This window comes from Rhizobium mesoamericanum STM3625, assembly GCF_000312665.1.
Taxonomy (GTDB): Bacteria; Pseudomonadota; Alphaproteobacteria; order Rhizobiales; family Rhizobiaceae; genus Rhizobium; species Rhizobium mesoamericanum.
The window spans coordinates 1,484,761-1,502,502 of sequence record NZ_HF536773.1; the positions used below are offsets into that span (position 1 = coordinate 1,484,761).

A 17,742-nucleotide genomic window follows, 5' to 3' on the forward strand; every position below is an offset into this window, starting at 1 on the left:
TCCCCTCAATGGAGCCGCTCGCCACAAAAAGCCGGCACCGGTCAATCTCAGGCTCTAACGTTCGGTCGATAGCCGCGAGAACGCTTTTGGGCAAGCAGTTTCAGGAAAAGGTCGACAGCCTCTTTCTCACTGTTGAAGAGGTGCACTCTCTATTGGCCGGCGTTAGCCACACACGGGGGACAGTTATTGAGGCAGCCGGAAATGATCTCGATATGGCGGCGATTGCTTATGCCAGCCAATTGCCTTCCGGTGCTACCGAAGAGGTTGCTCGCATGAACGCTCTCGACTGTCAGACCCTGGGTCGCTTCGGCATCCGGGTCGACATAGAGCGCGTCAACCGGGCAGTAGAGCTCGCACATGAAGCACGTCTGGCAAGCATCCAGGCGCGCTCGGAAAATTAGCCGCCCATCGCCTCGCGACTTGCCATGGCCGCTTCTCGCTTTTCCGGGTCCGGCGGCACATACCAGATCTGGGTGCCGGCCGAGGCGGTGGCGCCGGAACTGCCGAAATAGCCCTTGTCAACCAGGACGACCGTGGGATTTGCGGCGGCGGCTTCAATCGCCGCCAGCAGCCGGCTGGGCCGCCCCCGATGACGAGTACATCGCACCGGATTTCCGCCAGTGGCGTCGGGACGGAAGAGGTTTTTCGCGGGGGCGCTCATGGCAGGCATCCTCTATACGGAGAAATTCCGTTGCGATTTAAATCTATGCATTGCATAGCCTTTGACTGCTTTTCGGGAGTTTACAAAAATGTCCTTTGCCAGCCTCGCCATGTATGTCAGCCCACCGCCGGTTGCGGAGGCGACGCAGCTGTTCTGGGAGGCGCTGGCCGCGCGCATTCGCGACCAGGGGCTCGAGGCGTCGTCGGCGCTCGATGACGAAATCCGCTATGATGAGGCCTGGCTTCGGCCGGACCTGCTGTTCGGGCAGACCTGCGGCTATCCTTACGTCCAGCATCTGCGCAGCAAGGTGCAACTGGTGGCGACACCGGTCTATGGGCTTCCTGGCTGCGACGGCCCACTCAAATGCAGCTTCATCATCGTCAATGCCAAGTCGCCGGTAGCCTCGATCGAGGATCTGAGCGGTAGCCGCGCGGCAATCAACGAGCCTGGCAGCAATTCCGGCTACAATCTCTTCCGTCACTTCATCGCGCCGTATGCGGTTGAGGGTCGCTTCTTCTCGTCGGTCATCGAGACCCGTAGCCATCGGGCGAGCATTGATGCGGTTGCGAGCGGCGAGGCGGATGTCGCCGCGATCGACTGCATCACCTACGGCAATACGCTGCGCTTCGATCCCGACCGTGTCGCTGATGTCCGCATTCTGGCGCAAACGGCGAAAGGGCCGGGCTTGCCCTTCATCACCGCCGCCTCGACGCCGGCAAAGGATCTCGTCATCCTGCGCCGAGCGCTGGCCGAAACCATTGCCGATCCAAACCTCGCAGAGGTCCGCGACACGCTTTCGCTGCGCGGCATCAGCCTGCTCGGCGATGCCGATTACGAAGCGCTGGCGGAGCTGGATCGGGAAGCTGCGCGTCATGGTTACCCCACAATCGCCTGAGGCATGACGGCGGGCGTCGTCAACAGCGGAAAGTGGCATGCGACGCTGCGCTCACCTGGCCCAGTCTGAAGGGCAGGGGGTTCGTTTGCGCATTTCGGCCGGGCCAGCGGACAACGCTTGTGAAACCGGCAGCCAGAGGGCGGATTGCTGGGGCTCGGCAGTTCGCCGAAAGCATGATGCGCCGGTTCCGCCTGTCGGCATCGAGCGTGAGATTGGCCGAGAGCAGCGCCTGTGTGTAAGGATGCGCGGGCGCGCGAAACAACGCCGTCGTCGGCCCGCTCTCAACGATCTGACCAAGATACATCACCGCTACCCGATCCGTGACGCGGCCTACCACGTTAAGATTGTGGATATCAGCAGATAGCTGAGGCCGAGACGGGAGCGGAGCGCGCGCAGCAGATTGAGCAGCTCGCCCTGTACGGAAATGTCCAGGCCCGCCGTCGGCTCGTCGGCAACCAGCCTCCAGCCAGCAGGAATAGATGGTTGTCGTTCGCCTGCCGATGCGCGGCTTTTCGCTGGAACGGTCATGGCGGGCCAGACAGCGGTCAGCAAAAAATGCAGCCCTGGGGCGGCGCCCTGGATCGGGGACACTGCCGGGGATGGTCGTAAGGTCCTGCAAAGGTGGCGGGATCGAGGTTGGAAAGATCCTTTTCGACGCGGACGGTGATTTTAGTGCGGTCGGCGTTGGCAAAGGCTGGGTGAATACCGCCGAGAGCAACGGTGGTTGTGATGGTAGCACCGCCGGCAAGCACCTGTCGACGTGTGGGATTGAAAGTCATGGAATATCCTCCGGGATTCTGACCGAGCCATGGCTCGGCAATTCTATGGAAGGATTAAAGCCAATAGTATACAAATTACATAAAATAAATATTTTCCATTTAGTCCCACAGGCGCAACCAGTTTCCGTTTTGCACCGCTCTCCCGCAAAGCCATGCGGCGCCGTCTGCGGCGGCGCTTGGCGCTTGAAATCTATCGTCTTTTTGCCTTTCCGGATTTGCCTTTATGTCCAACCCTTCGTCAGCCGATGGCCTTCCGCCACAATCTGCTCTCTTCGCCACCGCCAGCATCGAATGGCAAACCCTAGCCCTCACCACCGTGATCTATGGTGGCTTTTTGGCCGTCACCTGGTTCTGGCAATCGCTTCCGCTGGTAGCCGTTGTCGCTCTCGGTGGCTGGCTCATCGGGTGGCACGGGTCGCTCCAGCATGAGGTGATCCACGGGCACCCCACCCGAAACCGCTTCATCAACGATGCAATTGGCTGGCCGCCCTTGTCGCTTTGGCTGCCCTATGCGATCTATCGGGACGGTCACCTGTTGCATCACCGCGACGAACATCTCACCGATCCCATAGAAGACCCTGAGTCCTCCTATTTTACACAGGCCGCATGGGAACGAATGGGCCGCGTCGGCAAGATGGTTGCGGCCTGGAACATGACATTGCTTGGACGGTTGACGATCGGCCCGTTCGTCATGATCTTCAGCTTCCTGGCGCAGGAACTTGCGATAGTGCTAAAGGGCGACCAACAGCGGGCGGCGCTCTGGGCGCGGCATGCCATAGGCGTGACTTTCGTCCTTATCTGGGTGGTCTACGTATGTAAGATGCCGCCCTGGCTCTATCTTTTCGGCTTTGTCTATCTCGGCGCGGCTCTCAGCCGACTGCGGTCATATGCCGAGCACCGCTATGCCGATCATCACGACGAGCGTACGGCAGTCGTTGAAAACAGCCCGCTTTTTGGTCTGCTGTTTCTCTACAACAACCTGCACATCCTGCACCACAAGCGGGCCGGTCTTCCATGGTATCGGATACCGCGGCTCTATCGCAGGCACAGGAAAGAACTTCTCGGGATCAATGGCGGACTCGTCTATGATGGATATCTGGACGTCGCCCGGCGCTTCTTCTTGAAGTCCCATGACGATCCATGCCATCCAGCCCACCGGCAGTCATCGACGCCCACTGATGCTGAAGCAGCAGGTTCCGAGTTCATGCGAAGCGACACGGACAGCATCGGTCGGTATGCGCATGCGCAGCATTCAGCGAGCAGCAGAGGCTGGTTGATTTCGACCGACGCGCAAGAAACCTCCTGAAGATCGGCAATACCGATAGCGAAGGTGCCTCTTGAACCGACGGCGCGTTCACGCAAGATCGCTTCGGCAAAGCAGACCTTTACACTGCTGCCGAAGTAAACAACGCCGAACCGGTTAGGAGGAGACAGGCTCACTTCGGGATCACTAAATCGGCATGATCCAAAGCCGTGGCCAAGAGGGTTGGGATACCGGTTTCGGTAAAGCCGGTACCACGGAGCGTTCGAAGTCAATTTTTGGATCACAAGCTCACGCGAGCCGAAGTCGGCCGGCGGAAGCAGATTTAGCGAGATGCTCAGGAGAAATCACCTCTGCCAATGGAACGCGCCGCTCCCACTGCATGATCGACCATGCCCTTCCGCAGCATCTCAAGACCGGTGCGACCGCCGAGGCTATCGCTTTCCTGAAGAAGAATCCGGTAAACCGCCCAAGGGTGCCCATTCAAAGCCTCGAAAATTTGCCGAGACCGCCAAGCAGTTGGCCACCATCGCCGATTTGCCATTTCGGAAAGCGCACGCCTTTACGCTATGTAGGTGCAAACAGGAGTTTGCCATGCCGACCTCACACACGAGCAAAGGCTCGGACGCAAGCGTACCGCTGAATATGCGCATCAAGCCTGCGACCCGCAACTTGATCGACGGGGCCGCTGAGTTGCTTGGCAAGACGCGAACGGATTTCATGTTGGAAGCTTCCGAGCGCCGCGCCGAGGAAGTGCTGCTCGACCGCACCATCATCACGGTAAGCCCGGAAATCTATGCTGAATACGTTACCCGGCTCGATGCATATTTCCGGGTTATTACTTGACATTATCCACTCGTGAGGAGCGCTACCTCACAACTTCGGTCGAACGTAGTCGTGGTCGATCTTTCCCTCTTCCGCCTTGAAGAAGAACTGACTGTTGATGAGCCAGCCCTTCAGAGGCCGGAGAGGCAAAAGACAAGCCAGAAGTACCAGCGGGAGGGACGTGAAGAGATGCACCCATATCGAGGGGGAATAGACAACCTCAATCCAGCACGCCACTGCCACTGCTGGCACGCATGTGAAGCAGATTACGAAGAACGCTGGGCCATCTGCTGGATCGGCGAACGAGTAGTCGAGGCCACAAACTTCGCATTTGGGCTTCACAGTCAGAAAACCGTCAAAAAGGTGCCCCTGCCCGCACTGAGGGCATAACCCACGCAATCCAGTGCTGATTGGAGGCAACGGAGGCCATTGGTTGCTCATTGCTCAATTCTTTCTAAGGATTGATTGAATGCATTACTTACATACAATAATCCAATCAAATGCCATATATTACAAATTGTCGCAGAGCTTAGTGAGTACCTTGGCTGATTAATGGGCTCGAGTTTTCCGCCCACGCAACACAGCCACCTGAAGGGGCGCCTTCGAGCTAGGCCCCGAGCAGGGAAAGTGCGCAGCGGCCATCCAGTTTCATGGCTGCTATGATGGCTTCGAATTCCCGCTTGCTGTTCATTCCGGGCTCCAACTTGACAACCGGGCTAGCTTGTTATCCATATAATCTCCATATATTCTTTGAATGCAGAACAATGGAAAATCGATGGCTGCGACATCTTGGACACCTCAGCTTAGCAACCGTGAGGGACCTATCTACCTGTCGATTGCAGATGCTTTGGCCGAGGACATTGCAAATGGGCGATTGACCGAAGGGGTGCGCCTTCCAACGCAGCGCAAACTCGCTGACGACCTTGGCATCGATTTTACCACAGTCAGCCGAGCCTACTCGGAAGCCCGCAGCCGTGGCCTGATTGAAGGCAAGGTAGGTCAAGGGACATACGTGCGATCAAAGCGTGGCGCGCGACCACCACAGCAGCCCTCGGGCGTCGTCGACATGAGCATGAACCTGCCGCCGCGATTTCACGATCCCAGCCTGGAGCAGAGAATGTGGGATGGCGTGAAAGAGCTTCAGCAACAAGGCTTGGACCTCCTACTACGGTATCAGGAGCCCGGCGGCATTATGGAGGATCGTAATGTCGCTGCCTCCTTTCTTTCAAGCCGGCTTCCGGGGATATCGCCTGATCGAGTCGTAGTCGCCTCGGGCGGGCAGGGAGCGCTTCACGCCATTCTCAGCGTGCTGACAGAGCCCGGTGACGTCGTCTGTGCAGAAGAACTCACATACCCCGGATTTCGCTCGATCGCTTCTCATCTCAGGCTCAAATTGGCTGCGGTTGCAATGGACGATCAAGGGCTTGTTCCGGACGCGTTTGCGCAGGTATGCAGGGAGGCGAAGCCGAAAGCGCTCTATTGTATGCCAACGCTTCACAATCCGACTACACGGACACTGCCCGTTCATCGAAGGCACGATCTCGTCAATGTTGCGCGGACATATGGCGTGCCGATTATCGAAGACGACGCGTATAGCGCCCTTGTCCCGGCACCGCCACCGCCACTCGCTGCGCTGCTGCCGGAGGCGGTCTATCATGTGGCCAGCTTATCCAAATGCCTGTCTCCCGCCCTTCGAGTCGCATATGTCGCTGTACCGGAAGGTCGTACACATAGGGTGGCCAATGCGATCCGGGCGTCAGCGTCAATTGTGTCTCCGCTCACGAGTGCTCTAGCGTCTCAATGGATAGAGACGGGAGTAGCGGATATCGTCAGAGGCGAAATAGTCAAAGAAACAGTGAAGCGCCTGGATGCCGTCAAGGCGCTCCTTCCGTTCGATGTTGAATCCTCTCCGGGCGGCTTCCACGTGTGGCTAAAGGTTCCTGAACCTTGGACGAGAGGCGAACTGGTTTCCAGATTGCGCTCGATAGGGATCGGTATTGTCGCCAGCGACGCCTTTGCGATTGGGTCCGCGCCCGAAGCCATACGACTTGCGCTCGGGGCTCCGGTGAACCTGGAGGAACTTACACGTGCCCTAGGGGTTATGTCGGACCTATTGGCCCAGCAGCCCGCATTCTCGACGATGGTGGTCTGACCGAAAAATCGGCAAAGTCTCGACCATCCTCACCGTGGTGCAACAGGCGCGCGGTGGACGAACGAGATACCGTCAACGTCCCCCGGGGAGTTTGATATTCAGCGGAGGCTCGGCGTTCGGCTTCCTCGAGGTCCGTGATGATCTTGCGTGCAGCTTCGGCGTACTCGCGCCCTGCATCGGTGAGCTGCACAATTCCGGCTAGTGCGGATGATGAGGCTTGTCCCAAGGAGCCGCTCAAGATCGGCAACCTTGCGGCTCACACTTGGCAGCGGGGCGTTGAGGACCTTGCTGCCGCCGACAAGCTGCCGGCATCGGCCATGGCACGAAACACCCTCATTGCATCAAGACGATCCATGACACACCGCGCAAGTGTCTGATACGTTGTTGGTAGTCCAAATCAGAGCTGGTGACTAGACGCCAAGAACGGGGGGAAGCCTCACTCGTGACACTACAACCTTGCGCGGCTGCCAGGCGGGTACACCTCGCCTAGGACGACTTCGGAAAGCCTTCGGCCCGGCGCGGTGAATGAGGTCGAAGAGCGGGCATGGTTCATTTGAGCTTGAGATCGACCTTCAATTCCGGCCGAACGAGAACTCTAGCTGATCTGGTTTTGACCGACGGGGAGGTCAAGCCGTCAATTCGTTCGCTACCGGAAGCATCCCCATCGACTGAATGACGTTGAGACTGCGAAAATTTTCTCGAACCGAAAGTCATCTTGCAAAATTCATCTTTGTCTATCAAATTTACAGACAATACGTTGTTCCCACCAAATAAGGGATCAACCAATGAAACTTACGCTTAGAACATTGCTTGTGGCTGTGGCCGCGCTGTCCTTCTCTTTGCCTGCAACGGCGGCCTCGTTGAAAGTCGGCGTTGTCCCTGGCGTATACGCGGACTCGATTGAAGCCTTGATCCCAGAGGCGAAGGCCAAAGGTCTCGATCTCCAAGTGGTCGAGTTCAGCGATTGGACCACCCCGAATATTGCCCTCCAATCCGGCGACATCGACGTCAACTACTTCCAGCATCAGCCGTTCCTCGACAATGCGATCAAGGAACGTGGCTATGATTTCAAAAGCGCAGGCATTGGCGTGCTTGCTAACATCGGGCTGTACTCGCTGAAGTACAAGAAGTTCGAAGATATCCCCAAAAACGGCAAGGTTGCCATTGCGAACGACCCGGTTAACCAGGGCCGGGGACTCCTGCTTCTCCAGCGCGCAGGTCTTCTCAAGCTCAAGGACGGCGTTGGATTCAAGGGGTCCCTTGACGACATCACCGAAAATCCGAAGAACCTGAGTTTCACCGAAGTCGAGGGTCCCCAGCTTGCGCGCGTGACCGGCGACGTTGATCTGGCTCAGGGGTACCCTCATTTTATCGTCGCCTCTAAGGCGTTCGATCCGAGTTCGGGGCTTCTCTACTCTGGTGTCGACGACAAGCAGTTCGCTATCATTTTTGCCGTGAAATCCGACCGTGTGGAGGATCCGGCCATCAAGGAGCTGGTCACTCTTTACCAGAAATCGCAGGCCGTGAAGGACGCGATCAATAAGGCGTTCGCATCCGACAAAAAGCTCTACACGCTGCCTTGGGTGGCAACGAATTGACCTCGGTATCCGTTAGCCGGTTCGATCACATCGTGGCACCTTCGCCGGAAAGCGGTGAAGGTTTGTCGCCCAATCCCGCGCGGGCAATAGCGGTCTCGTTTGACGGCGTGGGAAAGACCTATGATACGAACAATGGCTCCGTCCATGCCCTCAAAGGCATCACCGTGGACGTCGCACAAGGTTCGATCTTCGGCATCATAGGTCGGAGCGGGGCAGGGAAATCGAGTCTGCTTCGCACTGTAAACCGGCTGGAGACCGCCACCGAGGGCCGCGTCGTGGTAAACGGGGTGGACGTCCGATCGCTAAGTGACGACGGACTCGTGACATTCCGACGCAAGGTCGGAATGGTCTTTCAACACTTCAATTTGCTCTCGGCGAAAACAGTTTGGGGCAACGTCGCGCTTCCTCTGATAGTGGCGGGTGTACCCAAGCTCGAAATCGACGAGCGAGTTGCTGATGTTTTGCGGCTTGTTGGCCTCGAAGGGAAGCAGGACGCCTATCCCTCGCGTTTGTCAGGTGGGCAAAAGCAGAGGGTAGGCATCGCGAGGGCGCTGGTAAACCGACCTGAAATTCTGCTTTGCGACGAGGCGACCTCCGCGCTTGATCCGGAGACCACGCTCTCAATCCTCGAGCTGCTCAAAGACATCAATCGGTCGCTGGGCATCACAATCCTGCTTATCACGCACGAGATGAGCGTCGTCCGTGAGATCTGTGACGATGTCGTTGTGCTCGAAAGCGGTCAGATCGCAGAGGCTGGCAAGACCTGGGAGATTTTCAGCAAGCCAGCCCATGCAGCCACAAAGGCACTGCTCAAACCGCTGGAGCCAGGTATTCCGCGTGATATCGCGGACCGGCTGGCATCTCAGCGCGAGCACTTTCACCAACGGGCGCTCGTTGAACTTACCTACGGGGGCAATGGGCGTGAAGGTATCAAGCTCCAGGAGTTGGCGAGGGTTGTCGGCCCATCGGTGCAGATCGTTCAAAGCGTGGTCGACCGGATCCAAGGCCATGCGTACGGCCGGATGCTTTTGACAACTGACGCAGACGACCGAGTCGCTCTCTCCAGATTTGAGGGACTTGCAGATAACGCAAGGATACTCGGCTATGTCCGCGATGATGTATGAGCGCCTCTGGCAGGCGCTGCTGGACACCGTTCTCATGGTCAGCACGTCGGCTCTGATCGCGCTGGTCGCCGGTATCCCGCTTGCAGTCTTCCTCGTTCTCGCTGCCCCCGAGGGTCTCATAAAGGCGCCCTATGCCCAACGATCGTTGGCCGCGGTTATCAATGGTTTTAGAGCAACGCCATTCATTGTGTTGCTCGTTGCCCTGTTACCCCTCACTCGGTTGATCACCGGAACTACAATCGGGGTGTGGGCCGCAGTCGTGCCGCTTTCTATCAGTGCAACACCGTTCTTCGCGAGAATTGCGGAAGTCAGCCTGCGGGAAGTCGATGGCGGACTGATTGAAGCAGCGCAGGCCATCGGTTGCAAGCGATGGCATATCGTCAGGCACGTCCTGCTTCCGGAGGCGCTTCCCGGAATTGTTGGCGGGTTCACCATCACCGTCGTCAGCATGATTGGAGCCTCCGCGATGGCGGGTGCCGTGGGTGCGGGAGGCTTGGGCGATATGGCAATCCGGTACGGGTATCAGCGTTTTGACACGACTGTTATGGCGGCGGTGATCGTCGTGCTCATTGCCTTGGTATGTGCCGTCCAGCTTAGCGGCGACGCTGTAGTACGCCGCCTGAAGGCACGATGAGGTCGATGATGGCTGACAGTGTCTATCACCGGCCGGTTGAAAATCGCTTGCCGCGCCCACCCGCGAAGCCGCATTTGATAACTAGTGACATCGAGGCGTTGAGGGTAGCGGAGAAGTTAGCCGCACGCTTTAAAACGGAGGCATCGTCAAGAGACCGCGAACGACGACTGCCTTGGGATGAAATTGAGGAATACACTGCGAGCGGTCTAGGCGGGATCACGGTCCCGCGCGCGTTCGGCGGCGCTGAGGTCTCTTTGGTAACCGTCGCCAAGGTCTTTGAAATCCTGTGTGAAGCGGATCCATCGCTCGGCCAACTTCCCCAAAACCAATTCGGCGTCCTCGCTTTGCTCCGTGATATCGGGAGCGAGAGCCAGAAGGCCCGCATCTTCGGTGACGTCCTCGACGGTCATCGGATTGGAAATGCTGGACCTGAAAAAGGCAGCCGCGTGGTTACGGCGAGCACAACTCGACTATCGATGGTCAACGGAGAGCCGAGGCTCACGGGGAGGCGTTTTTATTCGACCAGTGCAATATTCGCCCATTGGATTCCAGCCCGCGCGGTGGATGACAACAATAGCCCAGTCCAGGTCTGGGTCCGACGCGACCAGCCCGGTGTCAAGGTGGTCGACGACTGGTCTTCGTTCGGGCAGCGGACAACAGCAAGCGGATCGGTCGTCTTCGACGGCGCAGCGGTCGATCCCGATCTTGTTTTCCAGATGACGGAGTTCAAGGACAGGCCGGGACTCGCCGGCCCCACTTCGCAATTGATCCAGGCCGCGATTGATTGCGGTATTGCTGGCGCGGCAATATCCGATGCGGTGTCCTTCGTGAGAGACCGGGCACGCCCGTGGGTCGATTTCGGCGGCGAGCGCGCGGCGGACGATCCGACCATCATCCATGAAATCGGAAACCTCTACACGAGCTACCACGCTGCCCAGCAGGTGCTCTATGAGGCCGCTGCCGCCCTTGATGAGATCGCGAGGAGGACTGTGACCGAACGTTCCAGCGCAGAGGCCTCTGTAGCGGTGGCGAACGCAAAGATACTCACCACGGAAGTCGCGCTGGAGGCAAGCGAGATGCTTTTCGATCTAGCGGGTTCCTCGGCCACACGTGCCGCCCACAATCTTGACCGCCATTGGAGGAACGCAAGGACGCACACTCTGCACGATCCAGTTCGGTGGAAGTATCACCTGGTGGGCAATTTCGAACTGAACGACATTTTCCCCAAGCGGCATCAGTGGAATTAGCCATGAGCGATGAAGCAAAAGTTGCCGCGCCGGCCTCTCGGCCAACAGGCGTCCCGCCGGTCATTGGTAGCCACGAGGAAGCCATCGAAGTAGCGGGTAAGCTCGCCGCGGGCTTTGCCGTGTCGGCTTCCGAAAGGGATCGCGGTCGCGAGCTTCCCTGGAGCGAAGTTGAACAGTTCTCACAGAGTGGCCTTTGGGGTGTCACCGTTCCAAGGGAGTTCGGCGGCCCCGCGCTCGATTCTAAGACGGTCGCGGATATCATATCGACGATCGGGGCGGCTGACGGATCGCTTTCGCAAATCCCACAGAACCATTTCTATGCACTTGAGGCACTACGCGTCGGCGGAAGCTGGGAGCAGAAGCGCTTTTTCTACGATCGCGTCCTCGCCGGCGAACGATTTGGAAATGCGCTTGCGGAGATTGGCAACAAGGATTTCAAAAGACGAACCTCCTTGCGTCAAGAGAACGGAGACTGGATCGTCAACGGTCGCAAATTCTATTGCACCGGGGCGATCTTTGCGCACTGGATCCCGACGCTTGCTATCGCGCAAGAGGGAGGCAAACAGGTTTCGTATCTGGTGATGATCCCAAGAGAAACGGAAGGCGTTGCCGTCATCGACGACTGGGACGGATTCGGGCAGCGCTTAACCGGGAGTGGCTCCGTAACGTTCGATAACGCTCGTGTAGAGGAACGGTGGATCATACCGTTCCAGGCCTCGTTCGACACGGCAACCACGATCGGGCCGTTCGCCCAGTTGATGCACGCGGCCATCGATTACGGCATTGGCGTTGGAGCACATGAAGAGATGAAGCGCTTTGTCCGCGAGCGAGCCAGGCCGTGGATTGACGCGAATGTCGAAAGAGCCTCCGACGACCCTCTAACGGTCAGCGCAGTGGGCCAGGTGAACGTCAAGCTGAAGGCCGCCGGGGCATTGTTGCGCCGTGCATCCCGCTTTGTAGATGACGCACAATCCACGCCGACAGAAGCCGCCGTAGCCGCGGCATCGGTGGCAGTAGCCGAAGCCAGAATTCTGACGACAAAAGCTGGCCTGCTAGCCGCATCGAAATTGTTCGAATTGTCCGGCACTTCCGCCACGGCGAGCGAGCTTAACCTGGATCGATACTGGCGCAATGTCAGAACGCACACACTCCATGACCCGGTCCGTTGGAAGTACCAGGCCATCGGAAACTATTACCTGAACGAGCGCGCGCCGCCACGACACGGTGCCATTTAGGCCATTTTACGATGACAAAAGAAATTCTGATCAACGCGTTCAACATGAATTCGGTGGGCCACATCAATCATGGGCTATGGGCACACCCGCGTGATCAATCCTACAAGTACAAGACACTTGACTATTGGGTATCGCTTGCGAAGACGCTTGAGCGCGGGCTTTTTGATGGAATTTTCTTGGCGGACATCGTTGGCGTCTACGATGTTTATCAAGGATCAGCCGATCTGACGCTCCGGGAGTCGATCCAGCTGCCCGTCAATGATCCACTCTTGCTTATCTCGGCAATGGCGGCTGTGACACGACATCTCGGCTTCGGTGTCACCGTAAATGTGAACGGCGAACCGCCTTATCTATTTGCGCGCCGGATGTCGACGCTCGACCACCTTACGGAGGGTCGGTTAGGGTGGAACATCGTTACGGGCTATCTCGACAGTGCGGCGCGTGCGGTCGGACAAGACGCGCAAGCTGAGCATGACAGCCGATATGAGCGCGCCGACGAGTACCTCGAGGTCCTCTATAAGCTCTGGGAGGGTAGCTGGTCAGACGAGGCGGTCTTGCTTGACAAGGCAGGCCGCAGATACTCGGATCCAAACAGAGTGAAGCCGATCGTGCACGAGGGCCGCTACTACAAGGCCACCGGTTATCATCTCGCGGAGCCTTCCCGTCAACGCACGCCCGTCCTCTATCAGGCCGGCACCTCCGGCCGCGGAAAGGAATTCGCTTCGAAACACGCGGAATGCGTCTTCATCACCGCGGTCGACAAGGCTGCCGCTTGCAAGACCGCACGGGCCATCCGCGAGGGAGCGGTCAAAGCCGGTCGGAATGGCGACGATGTAAAGATTTTCGTCGGCATAACAGTCATCACCGGTTCGACACAGAGCGCGGCGCAGGATCGATATCGGGATTATCTCCACTACGCAAACCCCGAAGCCGGGCTGGCTCACTTTTCGGCTGGCACTGGGATCGACTTCTCGACGTTCGAGCTGGATGAACCGATCTCTTACGGAACCTCCAACTCCATCCAATCTGTCACTCAGCTGGCGCAGGAGAAGCGTTGGACGAAGCGCCAGCTTTTGGAGGAACTGAAGATTGGGGGGCGCTATCCACTCATTGTGGGAGATGGCGACAGCGTGGCGTCGGAGATGATTTCCTGGATGGACGAGGGCGAGATCGACGGCTTCAATCTTACCAGAACCGTTGTTCCGGAGAGCTACGAGGATTTCGTCGATCATGTCGTTCCGAGGTTACAGGAGCGCGGACGATACAAAACCGCTTATGCAGACGGTACGCTGCGAAAAAAGCTTTTCGGAGCAGGGGACCGGCTGCCAGATCGGCATTTTGCTCGATCGTTCGCGATCTGAAGTCCTCACTTCAATCCCGTCAAACCTTCGTAAGCCCCGGGGATCCAGTTGGCCGCGGACGTGCCGCAGTAAGCGCTGAGCCGTGAAATGCGAACCCCAAGACTTTGCGGCTATTCGATCGATGGCCTTATGAGGGGGATATTCAGAAGAGCAGGTTCCCGCACGCGAATGTGAATTCGCAGCTGAGGCCACGCAGACTATGTCCAGGTATAGTAAGGCTCCTCGATTTCTTCCGCTATGGACAACACTGATCCTTCCGATCCGAGAAGTCGGATTGCGCGTACCAAAGAGAGCCGAGCACGATTACAAGAAGCGATCAGCTTGTTTTCTCCTTTTGACCTCTAGGTATCGCACTGGTGATTTAGATTACGAATGGAGAGGATATGTCTGCTTCCGACGATCAGATTTTGGCACTGCAGGTCGCCAATATGCGGCCTCAGGATGCGGGCGCGAGCATCGCACGTCTATCGACGGCCGCGATGCAAAAGCTCGGTATCCGAGAAGGCGAGCTTGTTGAGCTGATTGGAAAGCGCCATACGGCCGCAGTCGCAATGCGCCCCTATCCCGACGACGAGGGACTGAACATAATCCGCCTCGACGGACTTCAGCGTGTGAACGCCGGGGCTTCAAGCGGCGATCACATCGAGGTGCGCAAAGCGGAACCTCGGCCCGCAAACAAGGTGGTACTTGCCCCCGCTCAGAAGAACCTCGTCCTGCAAGGATCAGGCGAGGCACTCCAACGGACCTTTCTGCATAGACCAATGGTGGCCGGAGATATCGTATCCACCTCTGTGCAACAAAGAATACACGACCCGAGGATGCTAAGCCTACCGGCATACGGCCTCCAGGAAATCCGTCTGATTGTCATTTCCACGCAGCCGCGCGGCATTGTTCAGATGAACGAGAAGACGGTCGTGGAGCTGCGCCCACAGTTTGAGGAGCCTAAAGAGGCCCGCCGGGCTGACGTTACCTATGACGATATCGGTGGCCTCGGAAGCTCCGTCGAACAAGTCCGCGAGATGGTCGAGTTGCCCCTGCGCCATCCCGAACTCTTCCAGCGCCTCGGTATCGATCCTCCAAAAGGAGTTTTGCTATATGGTCCGCCCGGCACCGGCAAGACGCTGCTAGCACGAGCTGTCGCCAACGAAACTGAGGCGAACTTCTATCACATTGCCGGCCCGGAGATTATGGGCAGCCGCTACGGCGAATCCGAAGAGCGTCTTAGACAAGTATTTCAGGAGGCGTCTCAGAATGCTCCCTCAATCATTTTTATCGACGAGATCGATTCAATTGCACCAAAGCGGGAGCAGGTGACGGGGGAAGTTGAGCGCCGCATTGTCGCGCAGCTGCTGACGCTCATGGACGGTCTGGAGCCTCGCCAGAACATCGTCGTCATCGGGGCGACGAACCGCCGGGACGCCATCGACGAGGCCCTGCGCCGTCCGGGCCGCTTCGACCGCGAGATCGTCATCGGCGTGCCCGACCAGAATGGCCGCAGGGAAGTCCTTGCCATTCATACTCGTGGCATGCCACTCGCCGAAGACACCGACCTAGACGAGATCGCCAGGACCACCTACGGCTTCGTCGGGGCCGATCTGGGGGCTTTGGTGCGCGAGGCTGCTATGGATGCCTTGCGCCGAGTGCTGCCGGACGTGAACCTCAAGGAGGGGATTCCAAGCGATGTTCTGGAGAAACTGACCGTTCTGCAAGACGACTTCCTGTCAGCATTGAAACGGATCCAGCCATCGGCACTACGCGAGATTATGATCCAGGCTCCAAATGTGCGATGGGAGGACGTAGGGGGCCTAGATGAAGCTCAGGTGAAGCTCCGGGAAGGCGTTGAGCTGCCATTGAGATCGCCGCAGGCCTTCAAGCGGATGGGCATCCGGCCGGCAAAGGGCTTCCTTTTGTTTGGGCCGCCAGGAACCGGCAAGACGCTTCTTGCCAAAGCGGTGGCCCGCGAGGCAGAGGCAAACTTCGTCGCTACCAAGTCCTCGGACCTCCTTTCCAAGTGGTACGGAGAGTCTGAGCAACAGGTGTCACGGCTCTTCGAACGCGCAAGGCAGGTTGCGCCAACTGTCATTTTTATCGATGAGATTGACTCGCTCGCTCCAGCGAGGGGTGGTGGACTTGGCGAGCCAGCGGTCACCGAACGCGTCGTAAACACATTGCTGGCCGAAATGGACGGTCTCGAAGACATGCAAGGCGTGGTGGTGATGGCGGCTACAAACAGACCAAACCTGCTCGACCCCGCCCTCTTGCGCCCCGGTCGTTTTGACGAACTAGTGTACGTTCCGGTTCCGGACGCGAAGGCCCGCCTCAAAATTCTGGGTATCCACACGAAGAAGATGCCTCTCTCGGGCGGCATTGATCTTGCTGACTTGGCGGAGAAAACCCTTCGTTTCACCGGGGCCGACCTCGAAGACCTGACCCGGCGCGCCGGCCTTATCGCACTGAGGCGATCGATTGACGCATCCACCGTCGAAAAGGACGACTTCGACAAGGCTCTCCAGGAAGTCCGCCCCTCAGTCACGCCCGAGATGGAGCGGGAGTATGAAGAGATGCTGAGGACACTCAGACAGGAGAGCCCGCAACGGCGGCAGATTGGCTTCACTCCGCTCAGCCAGTCAATCGATTAAAATCTGAGTCGACACGGCCCGCCCAGCATAGAGCGAAGGTGCTTGGGAGGGCGGACTTGCGCGACAAGTCTCGCGGTGTAGCAGCTACATATATGAGGCAGCAGGCCCTCCGCCGCGTGAACTGGTTCAACGTTTGATGCCACGTTCCGTCAATTGGTGGGTGGCTGCTATGAGTATCCGCTGTTTTCCCGCGCAATCGCGGACCGCATAATGACTGCTATGATCCTCGAGAAGTTTCCGTGCATCCGGCTGCTGGAGCCTCCGACGCCAATCGAACGCCTTCTCCGCGTCTAGGCAACGCCGGCGAGCGCCTCGCCGGGCCTAGGCTATGGGTAAAGGGTAACGATGCCTCCGGCCTGGGGGAGGCGGAAACAAGCTTAGAAAGCTAGAGTTCTTGCCCGGGCCGGCGGAAGCTGAAGGGTGCGATACATCTATCGCGGTGGGCGGTGTGCAGTCCAACTTTGCCCTCTTGGCGGCGACGGCCTGCGCGCGTGTTGGGATCTCCTGCGAACTCGTGCTCACAGATGGTGCCAATCCGCGACGGCGACTATCGTAACCGGTGTTCCGCTCCCACGTTGATCTTGCCGCCCTGATCTGTGATCGACTCTATGGACGAGCACGGGAGTTTCTCCATGGAGATTACATTGGAGGTTCTCACGACCAGGAGGTCGGGACGTGAGGTTCACCGGCATTGGCCGGACGAGGTCAAGGCGCAGATCGTTTCAGAAAGCCTTCGGCCAGGCGCGATGGTGAATGAGGTCGCCGAGCGACATGGCCTGAAGCAGATCCACTCGCCTAGTTGACCAGCACGCTGACCGCCATCGTCAAGGGCCACAGGCAGAGCCGGATCGACGAGCTGATGCCGTGGAATTATTCGGGGCGAGCAAACGGCTGAAGTCTACTGGTGGCCCTAAGCAGCCAATACATTCCATTGAGTTATTTCCCGATTAGAGCCAACTGCCGATTGAAATCAGAGGGATCGAAATAGTCGCGCCATACCGTGATCGCTCCCTCCACGACCGTGAGCGTACCCATGACCGGAAGTATGATTTTTCCGCCGCCCTCATGCAGGAAGACATCAAGCCGTTCGTTAAGGACGACATTTCCGGCCGCCGCGATCTGTGTCACCGTCCAATCAACCGTGAATGTCGTTCCAATTCCGAAATCCCGGTGAAACTTTCGGACGTTCTCCCGCCCGACGATATTCGGGAACGGTACGTTGTCATACAGCACGACTTCGGAAAGCATGGCGATCGCCTCGTCGATGTGGCCGGTGTTCCAGTGGCCGAAAAAGGTCATGGCTGTCTTGGTTGGGTCCGTCGACATTCAGT

The 17,742-nt window shown here is 58.1% G+C and carries 18 protein-coding genes and 3 pseudogenes; 14 read left to right on the forward strand and 7 right to left on the reverse strand.

Annotation, left to right across the window (positions count from 1 at the left end; translation table 11 throughout):
- Positions 1-401, forward strand: a 401-nt coding sequence (locus BN77_RS35985) for a hypothetical protein (protein WP_425280254.1), incomplete at its 5' end; no start/stop codon positions are given.
- On the opposite strand, the gene BN77_RS27160 is transcribed toward BN77_RS35985, so the two are convergent.
- Complete coding sequence (locus tag BN77_RS27160) at positions 398-661, reverse strand: hypothetical protein (RefSeq protein WP_341872169.1); 264 nt, start codon at positions 659-661, stop codon at positions 398-400. The genes BN77_RS35985 and BN77_RS27160 overlap by 4 nt on opposite strands.
- Before the next feature lie 88 nt (positions 662-749).
- On the opposite strand from BN77_RS27160, the gene BN77_RS27165 reads away from it, so the two are divergent.
- Positions 750-1,556 (forward strand): phosphate/phosphite/phosphonate ABC transporter substrate-binding protein, encoded by an 807-nt coding sequence (locus BN77_RS27165; RefSeq protein ID WP_007538258.1) that lies wholly within the window; start codon positions 750-752, stop codon positions 1,554-1,556.
- Here BN77_RS27165 and BN77_RS35140 read toward each other — a convergent pair.
- The 3 genes and pseudogenes from BN77_RS35140 to BN77_RS32605 all read right to left on the reverse strand — a co-directional run bounded on the left by BN77_RS35140 (position 1,538) and on the right by BN77_RS32605 (position 2,335).
- A complete protein-coding gene (locus BN77_RS35140) occupies positions 1,538-1,717 on the reverse strand; it encodes an oligopeptide/dipeptide ABC transporter ATP-binding protein (RefSeq protein WP_244426267.1) in 180 nt (59 codons plus the stop codon). The two genes, BN77_RS27165 and BN77_RS35140, sit on opposite strands and share 19 nt — an antisense overlap.
- Positions 1,718-1,788: 71 nt before the next feature.
- Positions 1,789-1,860: pseudogene (locus BN77_RS35740) on the reverse strand (hypothetical protein); the annotation flags it as partial.
- Positions 1,861-2,101: 241 nt separating this feature from the next.
- Positions 2,102-2,335: a hypothetical protein gene (locus tag BN77_RS32605; RefSeq protein WP_081593606.1), complete on the reverse strand. Its 234-nt coding sequence runs from the start codon at positions 2,333-2,335 to the stop codon at positions 2,102-2,104.
- A 223-nt stretch (positions 2,336-2,558) separates the two neighbouring features.
- On the opposite strand from BN77_RS32605, the gene BN77_RS27175 reads away from it, so the two are divergent.
- On the forward strand, positions 2,559-3,641 hold the full coding sequence (locus BN77_RS27175) for a fatty acid desaturase (RefSeq protein WP_007538260.1): 1,083 nt from the start codon (positions 2,559-2,561) through the stop codon (positions 3,639-3,641).
- Between the two features lie 549 nt (positions 3,642-4,190).
- On the forward strand, positions 4,191-4,442 hold the full coding sequence (locus tag BN77_RS27180; RefSeq protein WP_007538261.1) for a type II toxin-antitoxin system TacA family antitoxin: 252 nt from the start codon (positions 4,191-4,193) through the stop codon (positions 4,440-4,442).
- A gap of 27 nt (positions 4,443-4,469) precedes the next feature.
- Here the strand turns inward: BN77_RS27180 and BN77_RS27185 are convergent, their stop codons facing one another.
- Positions 4,470-4,862 carry a DUF983 domain-containing protein gene (locus BN77_RS27185; RefSeq protein WP_007538262.1) on the reverse strand — a complete coding sequence of 131 codons (393 nt, stop codon included), beginning with the start codon at positions 4,860-4,862 and terminating at the stop codon, positions 4,470-4,472.
- 334 nt (positions 4,863-5,196) lie between these two features.
- On the opposite strand from BN77_RS27185, the gene BN77_RS27190 reads away from it, so the two are divergent.
- The gene (locus BN77_RS27190) at positions 5,197-6,573 is read left to right on the forward strand and encodes an aminotransferase-like domain-containing protein (protein ID WP_007538263.1); all 1,377 of its coding nucleotides are present in this window, start codon (positions 5,197-5,199) and stop codon (positions 6,571-6,573) included.
- Positions 6,574-6,637: 64 nt separating this feature from the next.
- Here BN77_RS27190 and BN77_RS35150 read toward each other — a convergent pair.
- A pseudogene (locus BN77_RS35150) lies at positions 6,638-6,928 on the reverse strand (LysR family transcriptional regulator); the annotation flags it as partial.
- 430 nt (positions 6,929-7,358) lie between these two features.
- On the opposite strand from BN77_RS35150, the gene BN77_RS27200 reads away from it, so the two are divergent.
- The 9 genes and pseudogenes from BN77_RS27200 to BN77_RS34285 form a co-directional block, all read left to right on the forward strand.
- Positions 7,359-8,171 (forward strand): MetQ/NlpA family ABC transporter substrate-binding protein, encoded by an 813-nt coding sequence (locus tag BN77_RS27200; RefSeq protein WP_007538264.1) that lies wholly within the window; start codon positions 7,359-7,361, stop codon positions 8,169-8,171.
- A complete protein-coding gene (locus BN77_RS27205; RefSeq protein ID WP_341872170.1) occupies positions 8,168-9,295 on the forward strand; it encodes a methionine ABC transporter ATP-binding protein in 1,128 nt (375 codons plus the stop codon). Before BN77_RS27200 ends, BN77_RS27205 begins: the two co-directional genes overlap by 4 nt.
- On the forward strand, positions 9,276-9,929 hold the full coding sequence (locus BN77_RS27210) for a methionine ABC transporter permease (RefSeq protein ID WP_040678534.1): 654 nt from the start codon (positions 9,276-9,278) through the stop codon (positions 9,927-9,929). Before BN77_RS27205 ends, BN77_RS27210 begins: the two co-directional genes overlap by 20 nt.
- Complete coding sequence (locus BN77_RS27215; RefSeq protein ID WP_007538267.1) at positions 9,926-11,176, forward strand: SfnB family sulfur acquisition oxidoreductase; 1,251 nt, start codon at positions 9,926-9,928, stop codon at positions 11,174-11,176. The genes BN77_RS27210 and BN77_RS27215 overlap by 4 nt, the downstream gene beginning before the upstream one ends.
- A gap of 2 nt (positions 11,177-11,178) precedes the next feature.
- Positions 11,179-12,411 carry an SfnB family sulfur acquisition oxidoreductase gene (locus BN77_RS27220; RefSeq protein WP_007538268.1) on the forward strand — a complete coding sequence of 411 codons (1,233 nt, stop codon included), beginning with the start codon at positions 11,179-11,181 and terminating at the stop codon, positions 12,409-12,411.
- A gap of 11 nt (positions 12,412-12,422) precedes the next feature.
- Positions 12,423-13,772, forward strand: coding sequence for an LLM class flavin-dependent oxidoreductase (locus BN77_RS27225; protein ID WP_007538269.1), 1,350 nt, complete (start codon positions 12,423-12,425; stop codon positions 13,770-13,772).
- A 383-nt stretch (positions 13,773-14,155) separates the two neighbouring features.
- Positions 14,156-16,411, forward strand: coding sequence for a CDC48 family AAA ATPase (locus BN77_RS27230; protein WP_007538270.1), 2,256 nt, complete (start codon positions 14,156-14,158; stop codon positions 16,409-16,411).
- Positions 16,412-17,043: 632 nt separating this feature from the next.
- Positions 17,044-17,214 (forward strand): transposase, encoded by a 171-nt coding sequence (locus tag BN77_RS35155; RefSeq protein WP_425280255.1) that lies wholly within the window; start codon positions 17,044-17,046, stop codon positions 17,212-17,214.
- Positions 17,211-17,306, forward strand: a pseudogene (locus BN77_RS34285) (transposase domain-containing protein); the annotation flags it as partial. The gene BN77_RS35155 and the pseudogene BN77_RS34285, both read left to right, overlap by 4 nt.
- 41 nt (positions 17,307-17,347) lie before the next feature.
- Here the strand turns inward: BN77_RS34285 and BN77_RS27240 are convergent.
- Complete coding sequence (locus BN77_RS27240) at positions 17,348-17,737, reverse strand: limonene-1,2-epoxide hydrolase family protein (protein WP_007538271.1); 390 nt, start codon at positions 17,735-17,737, stop codon at positions 17,348-17,350.
- Between the last annotated feature and the right edge of the window lie 5 nt (positions 17,738-17,742).

Coding starts and splice junctions, on each gene's coding strand:
- BN77_RS27180 (WP_007538261.1), top strand. CDS start 4,191: ATGCCGACCTCACACACGAGCAAAGGCTCGGACGCAAGCGTACCGCTG.
- BN77_RS27165 (WP_007538258.1), top strand. CDS start 750: ATGTCCTTTGCCAGCCTCGCCATGTATGTCAGCCCACCGCCGGTTGCG.
- BN77_RS27185 (WP_007538262.1), bottom strand. CDS start 4,862: ATGAGCAACCAATGGCCTCCGTTGCCTCCAATCAGCACTGGATTGCGT.
- BN77_RS27175 (WP_007538260.1), top strand. CDS start 2,559: ATGTCCAACCCTTCGTCAGCCGATGGCCTTCCGCCACAATCTGCTCTC.
- BN77_RS27200 (WP_007538264.1), top strand. CDS start 7,359: ATGAAACTTACGCTTAGAACATTGCTTGTGGCTGTGGCCGCGCTGTCC.
- BN77_RS27210 (WP_040678534.1), top strand. CDS start 9,276: ATGTCCGCGATGATGTATGAGCGCCTCTGGCAGGCGCTGCTGGACACC.
- BN77_RS27190 (WP_007538263.1), top strand. CDS start 5,197: ATGGCTGCGACATCTTGGACACCTCAGCTTAGCAACCGTGAGGGACCT.
- BN77_RS27225 (WP_007538269.1), top strand. CDS start 12,423: ATGACAAAAGAAATTCTGATCAACGCGTTCAACATGAATTCGGTGGGC.
- BN77_RS27230 (WP_007538270.1), top strand. CDS start 14,156: ATGTCTGCTTCCGACGATCAGATTTTGGCACTGCAGGTCGCCAATATG.
- BN77_RS27240 (WP_007538271.1), bottom strand. CDS start 17,737: ATGTCGACGGACCCAACCAAGACAGCCATGACCTTTTTCGGCCACTGG.
- BN77_RS27220 (WP_007538268.1), top strand. CDS start 11,179: ATGAGCGATGAAGCAAAAGTTGCCGCGCCGGCCTCTCGGCCAACAGGC.
- BN77_RS27160 (WP_341872169.1), bottom strand. CDS start 661: ATGAGCGCCCCCGCGAAAAACCTCTTCCGTCCCGACGCCACTGGCGGA.
- BN77_RS27215 (WP_007538267.1), top strand. CDS start 9,926: ATGAGGTCGATGATGGCTGACAGTGTCTATCACCGGCCGGTTGAAAAT.
- BN77_RS32605 (WP_081593606.1), bottom strand. CDS start 2,335: ATGACTTTCAATCCCACACGTCGACAGGTGCTTGCCGGCGGTGCTACC.
- BN77_RS35155 (WP_425280255.1), top strand. CDS start 17,044: ATGGAGATTACATTGGAGGTTCTCACGACCAGGAGGTCGGGACGTGAG.